This window comes from Bradyrhizobium sp. SZCCHNS2022 (assembly GCF_032377575.1).
GTDB classification, from domain to species: Bacteria; Pseudomonadota; Alphaproteobacteria; order Rhizobiales; family Xanthobacteraceae; genus Bradyrhizobium; species Bradyrhizobium aeschynomenes.
This window is the reverse complement of the sequence record NZ_JAUHHZ010000001.1, coordinates 3612549-3632369: the sequence shown is the minus strand read 5'-3', so window position 1 is coordinate 3632369 and position 19821 is coordinate 3612549. Positions and strand designations below refer to the sequence as shown.

General features: G+C 64.0%; 15 protein-coding genes. 7 read left to right on the top strand and 8 right to left on the bottom strand.

Annotation, left to right across the window (positions count from 1 at the left end):
- Nucleotides 1-297 precede the first annotated feature (297 nt).
- The gene (locus QXZ94_RS16090) at nucleotides 298-1029 is read left to right on the top strand and encodes a Crp/Fnr family transcriptional regulator (RefSeq protein ID WP_172112638.1); all 732 of its coding nucleotides are present in this window, start codon (nucleotides 298-300) and stop codon (nucleotides 1027-1029) included.
- A gap of 78 nt (nucleotides 1030-1107) precedes the next feature.
- Here the strand turns inward: QXZ94_RS16090 and QXZ94_RS16085 are convergent, their stop codons facing one another.
- Together QXZ94_RS16085 and QXZ94_RS16080 are read right to left on the bottom strand one after the other, a co-directional pair.
- Nucleotides 1108-2106: a TRAP transporter substrate-binding protein gene (locus tag QXZ94_RS16085; RefSeq protein WP_315726302.1), complete on the bottom strand. Its 999-nt coding sequence runs from the start codon at nucleotides 2104-2106 to the stop codon at nucleotides 1108-1110.
- Nucleotides 2107-2170: 64 nt separating this feature from the next.
- Nucleotides 2171-2857, bottom strand: a complete 687-nt coding sequence (locus QXZ94_RS16080; protein ID WP_315726299.1) for a GntR family transcriptional regulator — start codon at nucleotides 2855-2857, stop codon at nucleotides 2171-2173.
- Between the two features lie 357 nt (nucleotides 2858-3214).
- Here QXZ94_RS16080 and QXZ94_RS16075 point away from each other — a divergent pair, with 357 nt between their 5' ends.
- Nucleotides 3215-5305: a molybdopterin oxidoreductase family protein gene (locus QXZ94_RS16075; RefSeq protein WP_315721226.1), complete on the top strand. Its 2091-nt coding sequence runs from the start codon at nucleotides 3215-3217 to the stop codon at nucleotides 5303-5305.
- Between the two features lie 116 nt (nucleotides 5306-5421).
- On the opposite strand, the gene QXZ94_RS16070 is transcribed toward QXZ94_RS16075, so the two are convergent.
- The gene (locus QXZ94_RS16070) at nucleotides 5422-5886 is read right to left on the bottom strand and encodes a hypothetical protein (protein WP_315721225.1); all 465 of its coding nucleotides are present in this window, start codon (nucleotides 5884-5886) and stop codon (nucleotides 5422-5424) included.
- Between the two features lie 256 nt (nucleotides 5887-6142).
- Here QXZ94_RS16070 and QXZ94_RS16065 point away from each other — a divergent pair, with 256 nt between their 5' ends.
- The 4 genes from QXZ94_RS16065 (at nucleotide 6143) to QXZ94_RS16050 (ending at nucleotide 12446) form a co-directional block, all read left to right on the top strand.
- A complete protein-coding gene (locus QXZ94_RS16065) occupies nucleotides 6143-9568 on the top strand; it encodes an acyl-[ACP]--phospholipid O-acyltransferase (RefSeq protein ID WP_315721224.1) in 3426 nt (1141 codons plus the stop codon).
- On the top strand, nucleotides 9568-10305 hold the full coding sequence (locus QXZ94_RS16060) for an esterase/lipase family protein (protein WP_315721223.1): 738 nt from the start codon (nucleotides 9568-9570) through the stop codon (nucleotides 10303-10305). Before QXZ94_RS16065 ends, QXZ94_RS16060 begins: the two co-directional genes overlap by 1 nt.
- Before the next feature lie 72 nt (nucleotides 10306-10377).
- Entirely contained in the window at nucleotides 10378-11157 is a 780-nt protein-coding gene (locus QXZ94_RS16055; protein WP_315721222.1) for an enoyl-CoA hydratase/isomerase family protein, read from the top strand.
- Between the two features lie 416 nt (nucleotides 11158-11573).
- Nucleotides 11574-12446, top strand: coding sequence for a GNAT family N-acetyltransferase (locus QXZ94_RS16050; protein WP_315721221.1), 873 nt, complete (start codon nucleotides 11574-11576; stop codon nucleotides 12444-12446).
- 1 nt (nucleotide 12447) lies between these two features.
- Here QXZ94_RS16050 and QXZ94_RS16045 read toward each other — a convergent pair whose 3' ends face one another.
- From QXZ94_RS16045 to QXZ94_RS16025, 5 genes are all read right to left on the bottom strand, one after another.
- Nucleotides 12448-12810, bottom strand: coding sequence for a VOC family protein (locus tag QXZ94_RS16045; protein ID WP_172112644.1), 363 nt, complete (start codon nucleotides 12808-12810; stop codon nucleotides 12448-12450).
- Between the two features lie 75 nt (nucleotides 12811-12885).
- Nucleotides 12886-13890 carry an SDR family oxidoreductase gene (locus tag QXZ94_RS16040; RefSeq protein ID WP_315721220.1) on the bottom strand — a complete coding sequence of 335 codons (1005 nt, stop codon included), beginning with the start codon at nucleotides 13888-13890 and terminating at the stop codon, nucleotides 12886-12888.
- Nucleotides 13891-14044: 154 nt separating this feature from the next.
- Complete coding sequence (locus tag QXZ94_RS16035; protein ID WP_315721219.1) at nucleotides 14045-14473, bottom strand: GlcG/HbpS family heme-binding protein; 429 nt, start codon at nucleotides 14471-14473, stop codon at nucleotides 14045-14047.
- Nucleotides 14474-14598: 125 nt separating this feature from the next.
- A complete protein-coding gene (locus tag QXZ94_RS16030; protein WP_315721218.1) occupies nucleotides 14599-17553 on the bottom strand; it encodes an FAD-binding and (Fe-S)-binding domain-containing protein in 2955 nt (984 codons plus the stop codon).
- A gap of 117 nt (nucleotides 17554-17670) precedes the next feature.
- A complete protein-coding gene (locus tag QXZ94_RS16025) occupies nucleotides 17671-18438 on the bottom strand; it encodes a GntR family transcriptional regulator (RefSeq protein ID WP_315726298.1) in 768 nt (255 codons plus the stop codon).
- Nucleotides 18439-18564: 126 nt separating this feature from the next.
- Here QXZ94_RS16025 and QXZ94_RS16020 point away from each other — a divergent pair, with 126 nt between their 5' ends.
- On the top strand, nucleotides 18565-19770 hold the full coding sequence (locus QXZ94_RS16020) for an alanine--glyoxylate aminotransferase family protein (protein WP_315721217.1): 1206 nt from the start codon (nucleotides 18565-18567) through the stop codon (nucleotides 19768-19770).
- Nucleotides 19771-19821 lie beyond the last annotated feature (51 nt).

The window sequence follows — 19821 nt, the reverse complement described above, 5'->3', positions numbered from 1 at the left end:
AAAGGCCAATTTGCACTGCAAGGGCCTTGTGTCGGCCCGTGGTAGGGCTGACGTGCTCCACGGGCGCGTTGCCTATTGTTGCCTCGATTTGATCTTCGCTGCATTTTCCTGGACAAACTGCCGATCTGCCGTATTCCAACGGTGCGGAAATCGAGGGATGGGCGGGTCGCTGGTCGAATGGGGCGTCTTTGCTGGTGGCTGTAGGCGCGTCCGGGGTCCTTTGACTTCAGTCGGGCGGGTGACCGGCGTTCGACGTCTCCCTCGGTCGGCGGATCTTGGACGCCTGGGAGATGCGGTGTGGCTGAGGAGAAGAAGGCGAGCAGCCGATCATCCGGTAGCGGCAAGCTATCGGTGCTGCGGCAGCATCCGATTTTTCGCGAGCTCGAGTCCGATGCGCTCGATCAGCTCTGCCGCTACGCAAAGCCGACGACCCTGAAGCGCGGCGCGACCATTTTCTCGAAGGGGGATCCCGGCTCGAGCCTGTACGCGGTGATCAGCGGGACGGTCAAAATCAGCGTTTCGTCCCCGGACGGTCGCAATGCTATCCTGAACCTCATCAGCGCGGGTGAAATCTTCGGCGAAGTGGCCGTGCTCGACGGCAGAGAACGGACCGCTGACGCGACCGCCAATACCAACTGCGAGATCCTGGTCATCGATCGTCGCGAGTTCCTTCCCTTTGTCAGGAGCCAGCCGGTGCTGGCCATGAAGTTCATCGAGCTGCTTTGTGACCGGCTACGCTGGACAAGCGACCAGGTCGAGCAGGTCATCCTGCAGGATCTTCCCCGGCGCTTGGCCAGCGCTCTGCTCGGCCTCACTGAGAAGCAGAAGGTCGACTCGGCCAGCCGCACCATCGCCATCACCCAGCAGGAGATCAGCGAAATGGTGGGCATGACGCGGGAGAGCATCAATAAGCAATTGCGCGCCTGGGCTGCGCGGGAGTGGGTTCGGCTCGAACATGGCGCCATTGTGCTGCTCAATCCCGAGCCATTGCGTGGATTGGCGGAGGCCGGTCCAGACGAAGACGAGTAGCAAGGTCCTGTAGCGATTGCCGTCTTGGTCCAACTCTTCCCACGGGAACCTGCTGCCGCCAAGCCGGTGCGCGGAGCCTTATGCGATGTCCTGGATGCGTTTGATCATGTCCTGGTACTTCGGTCCGTACTTGTCCCAGACCGGCCTGACGGCCTTTTGGAATGGAGCCTTATCGGCGATCATGATGATCTCGCTGCCTGCCGCCTTGGCCTTCTCCATGGCCTCGCGTTCATAGGTCTTCCACAGCTCCCGCTCTTCCATCTGAGCTTCGCGCGCCAGCTTCTTGATCAGCGCCTGATCGTCGTTCGAAAGGTTCGCCCACGCCCGCTTTGAGAATACGAGCACTTCGGGAATGACCAGATGCTGAGTCAGCGAGTAGTACCTGGCAGCCGTATAGTGATTGCTGAACACGTAGCTGGGAAGATTGTTCTCGGCTCCATCGATCACGCCGGTCTGTAGTGCGCTGAAGACCTGGTCGTAGCCCATGGCAACGCCGTTGCCGCCGAGGGCATTCATCATGTCGATGAAGATCGGATTGCCGATTACGCGGACCTTGAGACCTTTGACGTCCTCGACCGTTCGGATCGGCTTCTTGGTGTTGTAGATGCTGCGCGCGCCAGAGTTCATCCAGCAGAGCGCGACAAGGTTTGCGCTGGGATGGGCGCTGACTCGGTCCAGCAGATCCTGCCCGATCGGACCATCCATCATCTTCTCGGAATGTTCGATGCTCTTGAACAGGAACGGCATGTTGACGACGTTGACGTCGTCGACGATTGGACCCAGGGCGCCGGCGCTGACGCGCAGCATCTGGATTGCCCCGATCTGGGTCTGCTCAATGGTCTCCTTCTCGGCGCCGAGCTGCGCAGAGGGATACATCTGGATCGTCAACCGACCATTGGTGGCGACTGCAAGCTTCTTGCCGAGGCTTTCCGTCGCTACCACGGTCGGGTAGCCGGGAGGCTGCACGTCCGAAGCCTTGAACACGGCCTTCGATTGTGCGAGCGCGGTCGAGAACGGCGGCAAGCCCGTTGAGCCGGCAAGGCCTGCCGTCATCCTGATAAAATCGCGTCTTTTCATGGCGTCCCCTCCCACGAACTCTTGCGTGAGCGTCCAACCGCAGGTGGATGTCGCGGGCCAGTCGCTAGGTTGGTTGGTCGAAGTATTCCGGATTAAGCGTCTGGATTTCAGAAATGTCGTCGAGCAACCGTTCCAGATGGCGCGCCATGGCGGCACCGGCGGCATCAGGATTGCGTCGCTCTATCGACGCCAGGATCGGCTCATGCTCGGCGATGACTTCCGACATTCGTCCGATCTGCGGCAAAGTGAGCCGTCGGTAGCGGTCGACGTGAACCTTCACTTGCAGGATCAGCTTCCATATTCCAGGATAGCCCGCGACCTCAGCGATGCCGGCATGAAACATCTCGTCCGCCTGATGAAAGGCCTCACGATCCTTGGCAGCGCACGCCTCGCGCTGCCGTTCCAGCGTCGCGTGCAGGTTGAGGAGCTGACTGGACGTTGCATGCTCCGCGGCCATCCGTGCAGTGGTCTCCTCGAGAGACTTGCGGATGATGATCGTCTCGGGAAGCGTTGCAATGGGAATTCGCGATACAAAGATGCCCGACTGCGGAAAGATCTCCACCAGACCTTCGTCCGAAAGCTTCAGGATGGCCTCGCGGACCGGGGTCCGGCTGACGCCGTAGGCTGTTGCGATCTGCGTTTCCGAAATCGGCTCCCCGGGGCGGCGGACCAGCGACACCAGTTCGGCTCGGAGATCAACATAGATGCGGGAGGCTGCCGTCGCGCCGCGTGGCCGGCCGTTGCGGCGCATGCGAGCGACGATAGGACGCGGCGCGGGGGCCTGTTTCCTTGGAGCACGACTCGGCATCTTGGTTTCCTCAATTGATATACTAATATACGAATTCTGTTTGGCAACAGGAGATCCCGGTTGCCTGAAGCGTATGCCTGGATGGTGCGTTGCGAGGAGAGGTGATCGATTCGACAGCGGTCGCGATTATCTGGGTGCAGTCCCGAGATTGGGCGGATGTCGCGAGGCGTTCGTCGCTGAATGATCGGATGGTGCGAAGAATTGTTCCGACCGCGCGGAAATCCGCCAGCCGACTTCGTTCATGCGAATGCCTCGCGAATGCTCTCGGCTGCTGCATCCTTTAGTGCTAACACTCGGACTATGAACCAGCAGACTCGCATCAATATCCGCCACTCAACCTGTCCGCATGATTGCCCATCGGCCTGCGCTCTCGATGTCGAGGTGATCGACCAGAAGACGATCGGCCGTGTTCGCGGCTCGAAGCGGCAGACCTACACGGCCGGCGTGGTCTGCGCGAAGGTGGCTCGATATGCGGAGCGGATCCATCATCCTGAGCGCTTGATGCATCCACTTCGTCGTGTAGGCGCAAAAGGCTCCGGACAGTTCGAGCGCATTTCCTGGGATGAGGCGCTCGATGAGATCGCTCAGCGGTTTCTACGGGCCGAGGGCGAGTTCGGCTCACAGTCGGTCTGGCCCTATTACTATGCGGGCACGATGGGCCTGGTGATGCGCGACGGCCTCAACCGCCTGACCCATGTGAAGAAGTACTCGCGGTTCTATTCGACGATCTGTGCCAATGTTGCGCGCATCGGATTTGCGATCGGCACTGGAAAGATTGCGGGCGTAGACCCGCGTGAAATGGCGCTTTCGGATCTTGTCGTGATCTGGGGCACGAACCCGGTGAACACGCAGGTCAATGTCATGACCCACGCTGCGCGCGCCCGAAAGGAGCAGGGCGCCAAGATCGCCGCAGTCGACATCTACGACAACGAAACGATGAAGCAGGCAGACATCAAGATCATCCTGCGTCCCGGTACCGACGGCGCATTCGCCTGCGGTGTGATGCACGTGCTGTTTCGCGATGGCTACGCCGACCACGCCTACATGGCGAAGTACACGGACTGTCCGGACGAGCTCAAGACGCATTTGATGACGCGCACGCCCCAATGGGCGTCACAGATTTGCGGCGTTCCGGTCGCCGAGATCGAAGCGTTTGCGAAGCTGGTCGGGCAGACCAAGCGAACCTTCTTCCGTCTGGGCTACGGCTTCACCCGTAGCCGCAACGGCGCGACGCAGATGCATGCGGCGTCTTGCATTCCGGCTGTGACGGGGGCCTGGCAGTATGAGGGAGGCGGTGCCTTCTTCAATAACGCGGCGCTGTGGCACTTCGACGAGTCGATCATCGAAGGCCATGACGCCATCGATCACTCGATCCGTTTTCTCGATCAATCGCAGATCGGGCGTATCCTCACCGGTGACCGTGAAGCTCTGTGCGGCGGGCCGGCTGTCACGGCGATGCTGATTCAGAACACCAACCCGATGACGGTGGCGCCCGAGCAGGATCTGGTTCGGAAGGGATTTGCGCGTGAGGATCTATTTGTAGCGGTCCATGAGCAGTTCATGACCGAGACTGCGCAGATGGCCGACGTCGTGCTGCCGGCGACGATGTTCATGGAGCACGACGACCTCTATTACGGCGGCGGCCACCAGCACATCTCGGTGGGGCCGAAGTTGATCGACCCGCCCGGCGAGTGCCGTTCCAATCACGAGGTGTTGCAAGGCCTGGCGCGCCGGCTGAATGCGGACCATCCGGGGTTCGAGATGACGCCTCGCGAGTTGATCGATGCGACGTTGAAGAAGAGCGGCCATGGCGATATTGCCGCGCTCGAGGCGGACATCTGGCGCGACCTGCAGCCCGACTTTCGCACCTCGCATTATCTGGACGGCTTTGCGCACAAGGACGGCAGATTCCACTTCAAGGCCGACTGGGTGAATCCGCCATTCGGACGAGTCATGGGACAACCCGAGCGTATGCCGTCGCTGCCAGACCATTGGGCGGTGACTGAAGAGGCGGACCGCGAGCATCCGTTCCGGCTCGCGACGAGCCCGGCGCGCTCCTTTCTCAACACTTCCTTTAACGAGACGCCGTCTTCGCAGGCGCGGGAAGGGACGCCGTCGGTGATGATCCATCCGCTCGATGCGGCCTCCCTCGGCATTGTGGAAGGCGAAGCCGTCACGCTTGGCAATCATCGTGGGCAGACGTCGCTGACGGCGAGGCTGTTCGACGGTGTTCGGCGGGGAGTGCTGATCGCCGAATCGATCCATCCCAACGCCGCCCATTTCGGCGGCCGCGGCATCAACGCACTCACCGCCGCCGACACCGTTGCTCCAATCGGCGGGGCCGCCTTCCACGATAACAAGGTCTGGCTGCGCAAAGCGGCAATCTGCTAATCGTTTAAAATATTATTTAAATCAGTTTGTTGCGAGGTTTTGTGCTGGGTCCTTGGCCGCTCGCGAGTATTTGTTAACTCTACCGTTTTGACAGCCAGAAGCCGCTTGAGCGGCGCTCATTTTTGCGCTACATATTTTGAGCGCTGCTCAAAATATGGATTCACGTCATGCATGCTCTTAATTTTCGCGGTCCCCAACTCGTCGCAGGAGATCTCCAGGCATTGTTGAACGGTTTGATCCGGGCAGCGTCTTGTCTTGTGACGGCGCGCCTCGAGCGCATCGCCAATGCCTGTGACGTCGCAGGCCTGCTGAACGCACGGCGCGTGCGGCGAACGGCCGGAGAACAGCTGTTTCGGGCCGCGGGCCGCGAGGGCCATCGCCGTCGTCGTGGCGGCGGACTGTTTGGCTGCTTCCACTATCTCGCCGAACTCACCTGACCTCGTTTCAAATCCCGGTCTCATGCGCAACGAAGCGGTCACCATGTCCTTGCGTCCGATGTCTCCCGTGCAGCCGCCGCCGCCCTGGATAAGCTTTTTGCACATGACCTTCGCGCTAACGTTCGTGCTGGTCGGCGGTGGCATCGTTGCGCTGCCGCTCGACTGGCCGCTGCGGGGTGGGCTGGCGACAGGGCTGGCGCTTGTGTGGTCGTCCTTCACGCTGGCTGACACGATGGCGCTGCTCTCGCGAAACCCGTCCCGGAACGGCCGAAGACTGCGACCGTGTCATAGCCGCGTGTAGCAGGAGCCTCGCATCAGCACAGGCTTCGATTTCATTACCAAGCTTCAAAACTCTAGCGATCCTTGCGGCGAACCCGCCGAACCACACCAGGAAACGACCATGATCAAGCAGTTGATGTCGTCGCGCCGTTTTGCTCCGCTGTTCTGGGCGCAATTCTCCTCGGCGCTGAACGACAACGTTCTCAAGAATGCGCTCGTCATCATGCTGCTTTACGGCGCCGTCGCGACGCATGGCGACGCGCTGGTGACCGTTGCCGGAGCGGTGTTCATCTTCCCATTCTTCATTCTTTCTGGCCTCGGCGGCGAGCTGGCCGACAGGTTTGTCAAGGGCGTCGTTGCGCGTCGCTTGAAGTTTGCGGAGATCTTTGCCGCCGCCTTTGCAGCGCTCGGCTTCTTTCTCCATTCGATCCCGCTGCTGTTCGTCGCCCTCGGCATGTTCGGCGTCATCGCCGCGCTGTTCGGCCCGGTGAAATATGCGATGCTGCCGGATCAACTCACCGTCGGTGAGCTCGCCACTGGCAATGCGCTGGTCGAGGGGGCGACCTTCATGGCGATCCTGATCGGCACCATCGCCGGCGGCCAGCTCGTCTCCGGCTCCTCGCATATGGGCTGGGTCGCCCTCGCCGTCATCGGCCTGGCATTGATCTCCTGGGCCTCGGCCTCGCGCATTCCGCACACGGCACCTTCCGCGCCGGATCTGCGCATCACAGCCAATCCCTGGACCTCCACTTCGCAGCTTCTGAATTCGCTTCGCGCAGCGCCCCGGCTGTGGGATGGCATGGTGATCGTGTCGTGGTTCTGGCTCGTGGGTGCGGTCGTGCTGTCGCTGCTCCCAGCCCTCGTCAAGGACGTCGTCGGCGGCACCGAGGGCGTCGTCACGCTGTGTCTCGCAGTGTTCGCGGTCGGCATCGCGGTCGGCTCGCTGTTTGCTGCTCATCTCAGCCACGTCCGGCCGAATCTTGCGCTGGTCCCGCTCGGCGCCATCATCATGGGCTTGCTCGGACTGGATCTGTCCTGGGCGATTGGCACCACCGAAACGGCAAGTGGCATCGCCCCGCTGGCCTTCGTCGGGTCGTGGGCTGGCGCGCGCATGCTGCTCGATTTTGCCTTGTTCGCTTTCGGCGGCGGCCTGTTCGTGGTGCCGGCATTCGCAGCCGTGCAGGCCTGGTCGGAGCCGTCCGAACGGGCGCGGGTGATTGCCGCCGGAAACGTGCTGCAGGCCGCTTTCATGGTGGTCGGCTCGCTGTGCGTGGCCGACCTGCAGGCCGCAGGGGTCGGGGTCGCTTGGATCTTCTTCGGCCTCGCCCTGGCAAGCTTCGGTGCAGTCTGGTTCGTGCTCAACAAATGGGGCAAGGAAGGCGTGCGTGACTTCGGCGCGATGCTGTTCCGCGCTCTGTTCCGCACCGAGGTGCGCGGGCTCGAAAACCTTCCGCCCACCGGCACCCGCATGCTGATCGCACCGAACCATGTCAGCCTGATCGACGGCCCGCTGCTGCATGCCGTGCTGCCGATCGATGCGACCTTCGCTGTCGACACCGGAATCTCCCAGGCCTGGTGGGCGAAGATCTTCTTGAAGATGGTGAGCCACATCACGATCGATCCGACAAAGCCGCTCGGGGCGCGCGACCTCATCAAGCTGGTCGCCAGCCAGGAGCCGGTGGTGATCTTCCCGGAGGGGCGAATCACCGTCTCAGGCTCGCTGATGAAGGTCTATGACGGCACCGCGATGATCGCCGACAAGGCCGACGCGGTTGTCGTACCGGTGCGCATCGAAGGCGCGCAGCGCTCCCATCTCAGCTATCTCAAGGATGGCCAGATCAAGCGCTCCTGGTTCCCCAAGGTCACTGTGACGATCCTGCCGCCGGTGAAGCTGACCATCGATCCGGTGCTGAAGGGTAAGACACGCCGCAACGCGGCCGGCGCGGCGCTGCAGGACGTGATGATCGAGGCCATGGTCAAGAACGCCATGCTCGACCGTACTCTGTTCCAGGCGCTCGCCCACGCCCACCGCGACCACGACACCGGCAAGGTGATGATCGAGGATCCGCTCGGCACCAAGCTGACCTATCGCAAGCTGCTGCTCGGTGCGCAGGTGCTGAGCCGGAAGCTCGAGCATGGCACGATGGTCGGCGAGAATATCGGCGTGTTGCTGCCGAACTCGGCGGGAGTCGCCGTCGTTTTCATGGCGCTGCAGTCGATTGGTCGGGTGCCGGCGATGCTGAACTTCTCGGCTGGCCCAGTGAACGTCCTGGCGGCGATGAAGGCGGCGCAGGTCACGACGATTCTGACGTCGCGGGCTTTCATCGAGAAGGGCAAGCTCGACAAGCTGATCGCTGCGATCGAAGGACAGGCTCGCCTCGTCTACATGGAGGACGTCAAGGCGTCAGTCGGCTTGGCCGACAAGCTTAGGGGCATCGTCGATGGCACCAAGCCGCGTGTCGCTCGCAATGCCGATCACCCGGCCGTGATTCTGTTCACCTCGGGTTCGGAAGGTACGCCGAAGGGCGTCGTCCTGTCCCACCGCAACATCCTGGCCAACGCCGCCCAGGCGCTGGCCAGGGTCGACGCTAACGCCCACGATCTCGTGTTCAACGTTCTGCCGGTGTTCCACTCGTTCGGCCTCACCGGTGGCATGATGATGCCCATGTTGGCGGGTATCCCGATCTACATGTACCCGTCGCCGCTGCATTACCGGATCGTGCCGGAATTGATCTACCAGACCGGTGCGACCATTCTGTTCGGCACCGACACGTTCCTCACGGGCTATGCACGCTCCGCCCATGCTTACGATTTCCGGACCCTGCGCCTCGTCATCGCCGGGGCCGAGCCGGTCAAGGACCGGACACGGCAGATCTACATGGAGCGTTTTGGCATCCGCGTTCTCGAAGGCTATGGCGTCACCGAGACCGCGCCGGTGCTGGCGATGAACACGCCGATGGCCAACCGCGTCGGCACCGTCGGACGACTGTCGCCGTTGATGGAGGCCCGGCTCGACAAGGTCCCTGGCATCGAGGAGGGCGGCCGCCTCTCGGTTCGCGGGCCCAATGTCATGCTCGGCTATCTCCGGGCGGAAAATCCCGGCGTGCTGGAAGCGCTGCCCGAAGGTTGGCACGACACCGGCGACATCGTGACCATTGACGCGCAGGGTTTCATCACGATCAAGGGCCGAGCCAAGCGCTTTGCCAAGATCGCCGGTGAGATGGTGTCGCTCACGCTCGTCGAGCAGATTGCTGCTACGCTGTGGCCGCAAGCGGGGTCGGTTGCCGTGTCGATCCCAGATCAGCGCAAGGGTGAGCGGATCATTCTGATCACCACAGAGAAGGATGCCGGGCGCGCGGCCATGCAGCGTCAGGCAAAGGCGCAGGGCGCTCCTGAGCTCGCGGTTCCGGCCGTGGTGATGGTGGTCGACAAGATCCCGCTGCTCGGCTCCGGCAAGACCGACTACGTCGGCGCCAAGGCGCTCGCAGAGGAGAGCACGGCTGCCGCCAATCCGGAGCGCGACCCAGAGGAGCGCGAAGTGGCGTGATGGCATCGTTGCGCCGGCGGGATCAGCAGCATGGCCCTCGCACTGCGGGGGTCGTCCTGCTGCATGGCATCGCCGGCCGTTCATTGATGCTGCGGCCGCTTGAAAAGAAGCTGCGGCGCGAGGGCTTTGCCACGCTGAACGTCGACTATGAAAGTCGTAAGAAGCCGCTGGAACGGCTTGCCGAGGATGTCGGCCCCACGATCATGAACTTCGCCGGCGGGCTCGATGGCCCGATCCACTTCGTCACGCACTCGATGGGCGGGCTCCTTGCGCGCGTCATCATAGCCCGGCGCCGTCCGCTACGGCTGGGCCGTGTCGTCATGCTGGGAACGCCCAACGGCGGCAGTGAGCTCGCTGATCGGCTGCAGAATGTCGGCCTTTACCGCGCCTATTTCGGCCCCGCCGGCCTGCAATTGGTGACGACCAAGAATGTCACACTGGCGTCGCTGCCTCCCGCCGACTACGAGATCGGCGTCATCGCCGGCAACCGTTTCCTAGATCCTATTTCCGGACTGTTCCTTCTGCCGCGGCCGAACGACGGTCGGGTGTCGGTCGAGAGCTGCAAGCTCGCCGAAATGACGGACTACACGACCATCAAGGCCTCGCATATGGGCCTGCTCGTGCACCCGACGTCACTCCGGCAGACCATTGCCTTCCTGCGCACCGGCCAGTTCGAGCCGGCCCGCCCGCTGCTGCGCGGCGTGATCGCGGAGATCGGCCGACGCGCGGCCAGCTGACGCAAGTTTTCCTTGCCGGCGACAGCTATCCCGCCACAATCTCTCATCCGAGCTCATGAGACAGGCAAGGCGATGACCGACGACAGCGTGATTCTGGACAAGCGCGGGCAGGCCCTGTGGATCACCATCAATCGTCCCGAGAAACGCAACGCCCTGAATGGTGCCGTCATCGCAGGGATCTCCCGCGGCTACCGCCAGGCGCATGACGACCCCGAGGTGCGCGTGATCGTGCTGACGGGGACGGGGGACAAGGCGTTCTGCGCCGGAGCCGATCTGCAGAACTCCGGCGCCGCCTTCGCGATGGATTTCTCGCGCCCCAATGTCGACTATGCCGATCTGCTGAGGTTATCGCAGAATGCCACCAAGCCCGCCATCGCGCGCGTTGGCGGCGTCTGCATGGCCGGCGGCATGGGGCTGCTGTGCATGACCGACATGGCGGTTGCCGCCGATCATGTCGTCTTCGGGCTGCCCGAGGTGAAGGTCGGCGTGTTCCCGATGCAGGTGCTGAGCCTGCTGCAGAACATCGCGCCGCCGCGGCTCGTCAACGAATGGGCGCTGACGGGCGAGCCGTTCGATGCCAGGGCCGCGCAGGCCGCGGGCCTGCTCAACCATGTCGTGCCGGCGGCTGAACTCGACGCCAAGGTCGACTGGCTGATCGGCCGCATCGTCGACAAATCGCCGACGGCGATCCGGCGCGGCAAATATGCCATGCGCGCGATTTCCTCGATGTCGTTCGACGAAGCCATCGCCTATCTCGAAAGCCAGATCGCCCTGCTGGCGATGACCGAGGATGCCAAGGAAGGCCTGAAGGCGTTTGCCGAGAAGCGCAAGCCGGTGTGGCCGGGGAAGTAGGGAGCTGATTGCGGGCAGTCGCTGGAGACCACGCCACTCCAATGACAGCCTTCGGGGCAAGCCCGGCTTTCGCAACCTCCGACCGCGATGCTATCCGTATCGGCTGGCGTGTGCCAAGCATCGGGCCTCGCCACAGCATTCGAACCGGGCCAAAGCGAAAATGCGCCAGTAACCACCGGCGCGGGATGGCCGGCAGACTGTAGACGATGAGGCCAAGCGCGAGCGAGACACTGAGGCCGCCAAACAGCCGAAGCTACAACTGTAGAACACGAGCTGAAGATCACGTCTCGGCGGGTACGAACTTTTATTGCAGCCGCGAGAACCGGCGCGAAGTGGAAATGTGAAGCAGTGGAGATTCCGTCAATCAAGGTTTCGTTGTTGATGCGCGACCGCGCTCGAGAATCTAGAATAGTGACATGACGCCGCCAGGCACCCATGCAACCGATGGTCTCATCATCCGGACGCTGCGTCGGGACGAGATTGCGCTGGCCGTGGACTGGGCGGCGTCCGAGGGGTGGAATCCCGGCCTGTCCGACGCCGCGTGTTTTGCCGTGGTCGATCCCCACGGCTTCCTCGTGGCCGAGCGTGATGGCGTACCAGTGGCCACGGTGTCCTGCGTGAACTACGACGACCGCTTTGCCTTTCTCGGCTTCTACATCGTGCGGCCTGACATGCGCGGACAGGGGTACGGCCTCCGGCTCTGGCAGGCGGCTGTGGGACATGCGGGATCGCGCGTCATCGGTCTCGACGGCGTGGTTGCGCAGCGGGACAACTACCGCAGATCCGGCTTCAGCTACGCTTACGCCAATGTGCGTTACGGCGGGATGCCTGCGGGGGCGCTGCCGGCGCCGGCGGGCGGCGATATCGTCCCCCTGGTCGACGTGCCGCTGGGCGACATCGAAGCGTCCGACGCGGCAGTTTTTCCTGCCGCGCGCCCGGCATTCTTGCAGGCCTGGATCGCCAGCCCGGGACATGTCGGCCGCGCGCTCATCCGCGACGGCGCGCTGGCTGCCTGGGGAGTGATCCGCCCATGCCGCACAGGCTACAAGATCGGCCCGTTGATTGCGGATCTGCGTCGTGACGCCGAGGCCGTGCTCTCGGCCCTCCTGACCGTTTCCGGCGCAGCCGAGGTTTTCATCGACGCCCCCGCGATTAATCCGGATTCGGTGGGTCTGGCCGAAAGCCTCGGCTTGAAGCCCGTGTTCGAGACCGCGCGCATGTACACCGGGCCGGTCGCCCCACTGCGGATCGAGCGGGTGTTCGGCGTTACGACCTTCGAGCTCGGCTAGCTCAGCGCCGAAGCGGTCGGGCGAAGCTCAGCTCGTGGCCGTCGGGATCGGTGAGATGGAAATAGCGTTCGCCCCATTCGGCGTCGCGCGGCGTGGTCGAGGGCGAGAATCCCGCGGCGAGCGCCTTGGCGTAAACGGCGTCGACATCGCCGACATGGAAGATGATGCGACCCCACCAACTCCATTGCTTGTCCGTAGGGGTGGCGATCAGGTTGAGAAAGCCTGTGCCGACGCGGAAGGTCGTGAACGGCGACTCCGCGCCGCCATAGGGAATATCGTCGAAGCCGAGCGCGCGATAGAAGGTGACCGCGCGGGCCATGTCGTGGGTGGCGATGGTGATCGCGCTGATGCTCTCGATCGTCATGGAAGCGCTCCGGACCGCAATAAATGCCGCGGAACAGAGAAGCGCAGCTCGCCGGTGTCGCGCAAGGCCCGCGCTCTAGCGCCGGCGTCGCCGGCTCATCGTCGCTCCCAGCGCAAAGAAGATCGCCGCTCCGATCGCGACGGTCGCGGCGCGGGCGACATCGCCGGGCAGCAGCACAGCCTTTTGCGCTGCGCCTTGGCTGAAGGAGCCGCGCGTGCGGTGCAGGCGGGTGATCGGATGGTCGAGATTGTCGGTACGGTCGGGCACCAGCGGAACATCCGTCTGCTGGCCGGCGAAGGCCTTGGCGGCGAGATAGCGGTCGAGCACCGTCGGCGCGACGGCGTTGCCGAGGATGGTGAGCAGCGTCGGCCAGCCGATCCAATATTCCCGGAAGCCGCCGGCGGCGACGCGATAGACCGCGTCGGCGATCACCTCGGGCTGGACCGGCCGGCCCATCGGGCGGGGCGTGTGCGCCAGGTGGGCACGTGCCCAGTCGAATTGCGGCGTGTTCACGGCCGGAAGGTCGACCATGCAAAGCGTGATGCGCGAGCGCTCGTGCATCAGCTCGGCGCGCAGCGAGTCGGTGAAGCCGCGGATGGCGTGCTTGGCGCCGCAATAGGCTGCCTGCAAGGGAATGCCGCGATAGGCGAGCGCCGAGCCGATCTGGATGATCCTGCCTTCGTTGCGCCGACGCATCGAGCGCAGCGCCGCCATCGTGCCGTGGACGAAGCCGAGATAGGTGACCTCGGTGACCCGGCGGAATTCGTCGGCGGTGATGTCGGCGACGGTCGAGAACACCGTCTCCATGGCATCGTTGATCCAGATGTCGACCGGGCCCAGTCGCTGCTCGAGCCGCTCGGCGGCATCGGACAGGGCCTGCGCATCGGCGACATCGACCGCCTCGTATTCGGCATGGGCAAATCGCGCCTGCAACTCGCGCTGAACTTCGCGCAGCGCCTCCCCGTCGCGCGCGATCAGGCCGACGCGATCGCCGGCTTCGGCAAAGCGTTTGGCGATGGCGCGACCGACGCCGGCCGAGGCGCCGGTGATGATGATGGTGCGGGCTGGTCTGCGAGGCATGTCCGGGTTCTCCACGCGCCCCGAAGGACAAACGTGCAGCGCCCGGCAATGTTTCGGGCGCGGAGAGCCGCACCGATGAAACCTTGGTAAGCTCCCGGGGAGATCTCACCAAGGAAGCCGCCGAGTGTCGAAAGCTCCCTCGGGTCCGGGCGGCTCAGCCCGGATTTGCCTTGAGGCCGGCGGCCTCGATGCCGGCGACGGCGCAGATCTCGTCGTTGTCGGACGTGTCGCCGGAGACGCCGACGGCGCCGAGCAGCGTGGCGCCGTCCATGATCAGCACGCCGCCGGGCACCGGCACCATTCGGCCTTGCGCCAGCGTATTCACAGCGTCGATGAAATAGGCCTGTTCCTGGGCACGCTGGAACAGTGCGCGCGAGCCGAGGCCGAGCGCTAGCGCACCATAGGCCTTGCCATGCGCAACCTCGGCCCGCATCAGGCTGGTGCCGTCCTGTGCGACAGCTGCCTTCAGGCAGCCGCGGGCGTCGAGCACCATGACGGCGAGCGGCTTGAGCTTCTTTTCGACGCCCTTGGCGAGCGTGGCGTCGAGGATCTTGCGGGCAGTGTCGAGCGTGAGATCGGCCATGTCGATGAGTTCCCTATGTCGTTAAGTCAAGCGAGCTGGGTCTGGTAGGCAAAGCGAAGCGTGCACGCCATCTAGCGAAGAAGGAGGTCTGCGGCGGGCACGCTTCGCTTTGCTCACCCGATGAACTATGTCGATGCGCGCCCTCGCTCGAGGCTCATCGCCAGGAGCTGCGCGGCGTGGACGGCGCCGCGGGCGGCGCCGTCCTGGATCTGGTGGCGGCAAGAGGTGCCGTCGGCGACGATGAACGTCGAAGCGTCGGCCTTACGGACTGCAGGTAACAGTGATGCCTCAGCCATCTGCAAGGAGACATCGTAGGTCTCGGCGCCATAGCCGAACGCGCCGGCCATGCCGCAGCACGAGGACTCGATGGTCTCGATCGTGAGCTCTGGAATGAGGCGCAGGACCTGCTCAACGGGCTTGAACGCGGCGAAGGATTTTTGGTGGCAATGGCCGTGCAGCAGCGCCTTCCCGGGCAGAGGGCCTAGCGGCAGCGCCAGTCGGCCGCTTTCGGCCTCGCGGGCCAGAAACTCCTCCAGCAGCAGCGCGTGGGCGCTGATTGTCCTCGCAACGGTGTCGTTGCGCAGCGACAGCAGCTCGTCGCGCAGCGTCAGCAGGCAGCTTGGTTCGAGGCCGATGATCGGCACGCCGCGCGAGGCGAACGGTGCGTAAGTCTCGACCAGGCGCTGCAGCTCGGACTTTGCCTCGTCGACGAGGCCGGCGGAGAGAAAGGTCCGGCCGCAGCAGAGCGCGCGGCCGCCATCGGCCGGCCTGGGCACGTAGACGCGATAGCCGCCGGCGATCAGCACGCGCAGCGCGGCGTCGAGATTCTCACGTTCATAGATGCGGTTGAAGGTATCGCCGAACAGCACAACCTCGCGGCCATCAGTCGGACCGAATGCGTCGGCATCGACGCGGAAGGTGTCGGTGCGGAACGCCGGCAGCTCGCGTCTGGCGCTGATGCCGGTGACACGCTCCATCAGCGCGCGCAACGGCGCAACATGATTGCGCAGGTTCATGAGCGGCGCAATGCGGGCGGCCATATCGGCGTAGCGCGGCAGATAGGCCACGAGCCGGTCACGCAGCGTGAGGCCATGCGTGGTCGCGCGCGCCGCCAGCACCTCGATCTTCATCTTGGCCATGTCGACGCCGGTCGGGCATTCGCGGCGGCAGGCCTTGCAGGACACGCAGAGCTTCAGCGTCTCCATCATCTCGTCAGAGGACAGCGCGCCCGGACCGAGTTGGCCTGAGATCGCGAGCCGCAGCGTGTTGGCGCGCCCGCGCGTGACATCCTTCTCGTCCCGGGTGGCGCGGTAGGATGGGCACATTACGCCGCCGTCGAGCTTGCGGCAGGCGCCGTTGTTGTTGCACATCTCGACCGCGCCCTGGAAACCGCCGGCTGCGCCGGGATAGGCCGACCAGTCGAGCACGGGCTTGATGTCGTCGATGCGATAGTCCGGCGGATAGCGGAAGAGCGAGCGGTCGTCCATTTTCGGCGGATCGACGATGCGGCCGGGATTGAGCACGTTGCTGGGGTCGAAGCGCTGCTTGACCTCCTTGAAGTCCGCGACAATGCGGCTGCCGAACATCTGCTCGTGAAACTCCGAGCGGACGATGCCATCGCCATGCTCGCCGGAATGCGAGCCCTTGTATTCGCGCACCATCGCGAACGCTTCTTCGGCGATGGCGCGCATCGCCTTGACGTCCTTCTCCAGCTTCAGGTTCAGCACCGGGCGCACATGCAGGCAGCCTTCCGAGGCGTGCGCATACATCGTGCCGCGGGTGCCGTGCTTGGCGAAGACGTCGTTGAGCCTCGCCGTGTAGTCGGCGAGATGCGGCAGCGGCACGGCACAGTCCTCGACGAAGGACACCGGCTTGCCGGCCTCCTTCATCGACATCATCACGTTGAGGCCGGCGGTGCGGAAATCGGCGACGGCGGTCTGCAGCGCGGGCTCGGTGATCTCGACGACACCGCCCCATTTGCGAGGCTCGTTCGTCCAGGCAAAGCCGAGGTCGCCCATCAGTTCGCCGAGCTGCTTCAGCTTGGCGAGGTTTTCGTCTGTCGTCTCCTCGGCGAACTCCACCACGAGGATGGCGTCGGGATCGCCCCGCACGGCCGCCGCGATCACCGGCTGGAACATCGCGATATCGCGTCCCAGTCCAATCATGGTGCGGTCGACCAGTTCGACCGCGATCGGCTTCAGTTTGACCAGATGCTGGGCCGCATCCATCGCCTCGTAGAAGCTGCCGAAATGGCAGACGCCGAGCACCTTGGTGCGGATCAACGGCCACAGCTTCAGCTCGATGCGGGTCGAGAAGGCCAGCGTGCCTTCGGAGCCGACCAGGAGGTGCGCGAGATTATTGGCGGAGTTGCGCGGAGTCAGCGCATCGAGATTATAGCCGCCGACGCGGCGCTGCACTTTGGGAAACTTGTCGGCGACCTCCGCAGCCTCGCGCTCGCCGAGCGCCAGCATGTCGCGGAACAGCGCGCGGGCCTCGTCGGGCGCGTTGACGTCTTTGAGGTCGCGCGGCACCTCTCCGAAGCGGACCAGCGTGCCGTCGGCCAGCGCGGCGTCGATCGCAATGGTATTGTCGCGCATCGTGCCGTAGCGCAGCGAGCGGCCGCCGCAGGAATTGTTGCCCGCCATGCCGCCGATCGTGGCGCGCGAGGCGGTGGAGACGTCGACCGGAAACCACAACCCGTGCTTCTTGAGCTGGCGGTTGAGGTCATCGAGCACGATGCCCGGCTCGACCACACACGTCCGCCCCTCGACGTCGAGCGAGACGATCCGGCTCAAATGCTTGGAGAAGTCGACCACGAGGCCTTCGTTGACGGTCTGGCCGCATTGCGAGGTGCCGCCGCCGCGCGGGGTGACGATGTAGCCGTCGTCGCGGGCGATGGCGAGCGCCCGCAGCGCCTCGTCCATGGTACGCGGCACGACCATGCCGGCCGGGATGACCTGGTAGAACGAGGCATCGGTGGCGTAGCGGCCCCGGTTGAACCGATCGAAGAAGACATCGCCCGTGATCTCGGCACGGAGCTTCTGTTCGAGCCTGGACGGACCGGCTTTGGCGTTCGGCATGATGATCCCTGGTCGGGCCTGGTGGCGTCGCAGTTCCACGGGCCTCGGCCCGGTGTCAATCATTTATGAGATATCGTCAACCAGATTGCATGCAATTTTGAGGGAGCGATCTCGACCTTAGTCTACTCTGGCCGGCTTTCCCTCGGTCGCCGGTGCGGCGGTCGTCTGCTCCTCGCCGAAATAGGCGATCGCCGCGGCGCCCTTGTTGCGCAGGTGTTGGAATAGGATGTCCGACAGCTCGCTGCCGGCGCGCCGGCGCAGCGCGTCGAGGATCAATTCGTGCTCGCGCATGGCCTCGCTCCAACGCTCGCGCTTGCGGGCGAAGTTCGCCGAGAAGCGGACCCGCCGGATACGGCCTGCGAGGCTCTCATACGTCGCGTGAAGTGTGGCATTGGCGGCCGCATCGACGATCGCACGGTGGATGAGCTGGTTCATGCGGAAATAGCCCTGCATGTCCTGTCGCATGTAAAAACCGTACATATCGTGATGATACTGCGCGATTTTTTCGACGCCTTCATCCGAGATCTTCTCGCAGGCGAGGCGGCCGGCGAGGCCCTCCAGGCCGCCCATCAGATCGAACAATTCCTGAATGTCGGCAGCGCTCAAGGGGCGCACCCGGGCGCCGCGATTGGGCAGCAGCTCCACCAGCCCTTCAGCCGCAAGGACCTTGAGAGCTTCACGCAAGGGCGTGCGCGAGACGCCCAGCATCTCGCACAATTGCCGCTCAGACAGCCGGCCGCCATCTGCGACATGACCCTCGACAATGTAGTCGCGCAGCCGCGCCAGGATCTCCTCGTGCAGCGAGGTCTCGTCGCGCGCAGGGGAAGGGCGGCCTGTCGGCTCGGCCAAAGGGACGGTTTCGATATGTGGAATCGTGGAACTCATCGGTGCGATTGTAGCGGGTGTTACAGATATGGTCGACCGCAGAAATGCATGCGTATGACACTTGTAAAGCAAAAAATTGCATGCAATCATGGGTGTCAGAATGCCGCTATTCTCTGGAGTTGCGCTGTGACCCGTCACCAAGGCCGTCATTTCCTGCACATCCCGGGCCCGAGTCCGGTGCCCGAGCGGGTGTTGCGAGCCATGGATATGCCGGTGATCGATCACCGCAGTGCCGAGTTCGCCGAACTCGGCAAGGCTGTTCTCGACGGCTCGCAGAAGATCTTCAAGACCACGAGCCCCGTCGTCATCTATCCGTCCTCCGGTACCGGAGCCTGGGAGGCCGCAATCGTCAACACGCTGTCGTCTGGCGACAAGGTGCTGATGGTTGAGACCGGCCACTTCGCGACGTTGTGGCGGCAGATGGCGGCGCGCTGGGGCATCGAGGTCGATTTCATTCCCGGCGATTGGCGCCGGGGCGTCGATCCCTCGGTCATCGAGGAGAAGCTGACGGCCGATACCGCGCATCAGCTGAAGGCGGTCATGGTCGTGCACAACGAGACCTCGACCGGCGCGACCAGCCGGATCGCCGAGGTGCGCGCGGCGATGGATCGCGCCAAGCATCCGGCGCTGCTGATGGTCGACACCATTTCCGGTCTCGCCTCGGCCGACTTCCGCTTCGACGAGTGGAAGGTCGACGTCGCCGTGTCCTGCTCCCAGAAGGGCTTCATGCTGCCGCCGGGGCTCGGCTTCAACGCCGTCTCGGACAAGGCGCGCGCGGTGGCCAAGACCAACAAGATGCCGCGCTCGTTCTGGGACTGGGAGGACATGCTGAAGCTGAATGCGAACGGCTTCTTCCCCTATACGCCGGCGACGAATCTGCTTTACGGCCTGCGTGAAGCGATCGCGATGCTGCTCGAGGAGGGGCTCGATCAGGTGTTCGCGCGTCACCAGCGCCTCGCGGCAGCGACCCGGGCGGCAGTGGAGCATTGGGGTCTTGAAGTGCTGTGCCAGGAGTCGAAGGACTACTCTCCGGTACTGACCGCGGTGTTGATGCCGCCGGGCCATAATGCCGACGAGTTCCGCCAGGTCGTGCTGGACAATTTCAACATGTCGCTCGGCTCGGGCTTGTCCAAGGTCGCCGGCAAGGTGTTCCGCATCGGCCATCTCGGCGAGTGCAACGAGCTGACCCTGATGGCGGCGCTGAGCGGTGTCGAGATGGGGATGCGTGTCGCCGGTGTGCCGCATCGTGGCGGTGGCGTCGATGCGGCCATGGCGCTCCTGGAGCAGCCGCTGCCCGGCAATGCGCCGCGGCATCTCGCGGTTGTGAAATGAGGCGAAATCGCGTGCGGCTCCGGGGCACAACGGCTCGTGCCGCACTGCACA

What these genes read in the sequence shown, in the direction of transcription:
- QXZ94_RS16085 (WP_315726302.1), bottom strand. Translation starts at nt 2,106, where the DNA reads ATGAAAAGACGCGATTTTATCAGGATGACGGCAGGCCTTGCCGGCTCA.
- QXZ94_RS16080 (WP_315726299.1), bottom strand. Translation starts at nt 2,857, where the DNA reads ATGCGCCGCAACGGCCGGCCACGCGGCGCGACGGCAGCCTCCCGCATC.
- QXZ94_RS16075 (WP_315721226.1), top strand. Translation starts at nt 3,215, where the DNA reads ATGAACCAGCAGACTCGCATCAATATCCGCCACTCAACCTGTCCGCAT.
- QXZ94_RS16070 (WP_315721225.1), bottom strand. Translation starts at nt 5,886, where the DNA reads ATGCCACCGCCGACCAGCACGAACGTTAGCGCGAAGGTCATGTGCAAA.
- QXZ94_RS16065 (WP_315721224.1), top strand. Translation starts at nt 6,143, where the DNA reads ATGATCAAGCAGTTGATGTCGTCGCGCCGTTTTGCTCCGCTGTTCTGG.
- QXZ94_RS16060 (WP_315721223.1), top strand. Translation starts at nt 9,568, where the DNA reads ATGGCATCGTTGCGCCGGCGGGATCAGCAGCATGGCCCTCGCACTGCG.
- QXZ94_RS16055 (WP_315721222.1), top strand. Translation starts at nt 10,378, where the DNA reads ATGACCGACGACAGCGTGATTCTGGACAAGCGCGGGCAGGCCCTGTGG.
- QXZ94_RS16050 (WP_315721221.1), top strand. Translation starts at nt 11,574, where the DNA reads ATGACGCCGCCAGGCACCCATGCAACCGATGGTCTCATCATCCGGACG.
- QXZ94_RS16045 (WP_172112644.1), bottom strand. Translation starts at nt 12,810, where the DNA reads ATGACGATCGAGAGCATCAGCGCGATCACCATCGCCACCCACGACATG.
- QXZ94_RS16040 (WP_315721220.1), bottom strand. Translation starts at nt 13,890, where the DNA reads ATGCCTCGCAGACCAGCCCGCACCATCATCATCACCGGCGCCTCGGCC.
- QXZ94_RS16035 (WP_315721219.1), bottom strand. Translation starts at nt 14,473, where the DNA reads ATGGCCGATCTCACGCTCGACACTGCCCGCAAGATCCTCGACGCCACG.
- QXZ94_RS16030 (WP_315721218.1), bottom strand. Translation starts at nt 17,553, where the DNA reads ATGCCGAACGCCAAAGCCGGTCCGTCCAGGCTCGAACAGAAGCTCCGT.
- QXZ94_RS16025 (WP_315726298.1), bottom strand. Translation starts at nt 18,438, where the DNA reads ATGAGTTCCACGATTCCACATATCGAAACCGTCCCTTTGGCCGAGCCG.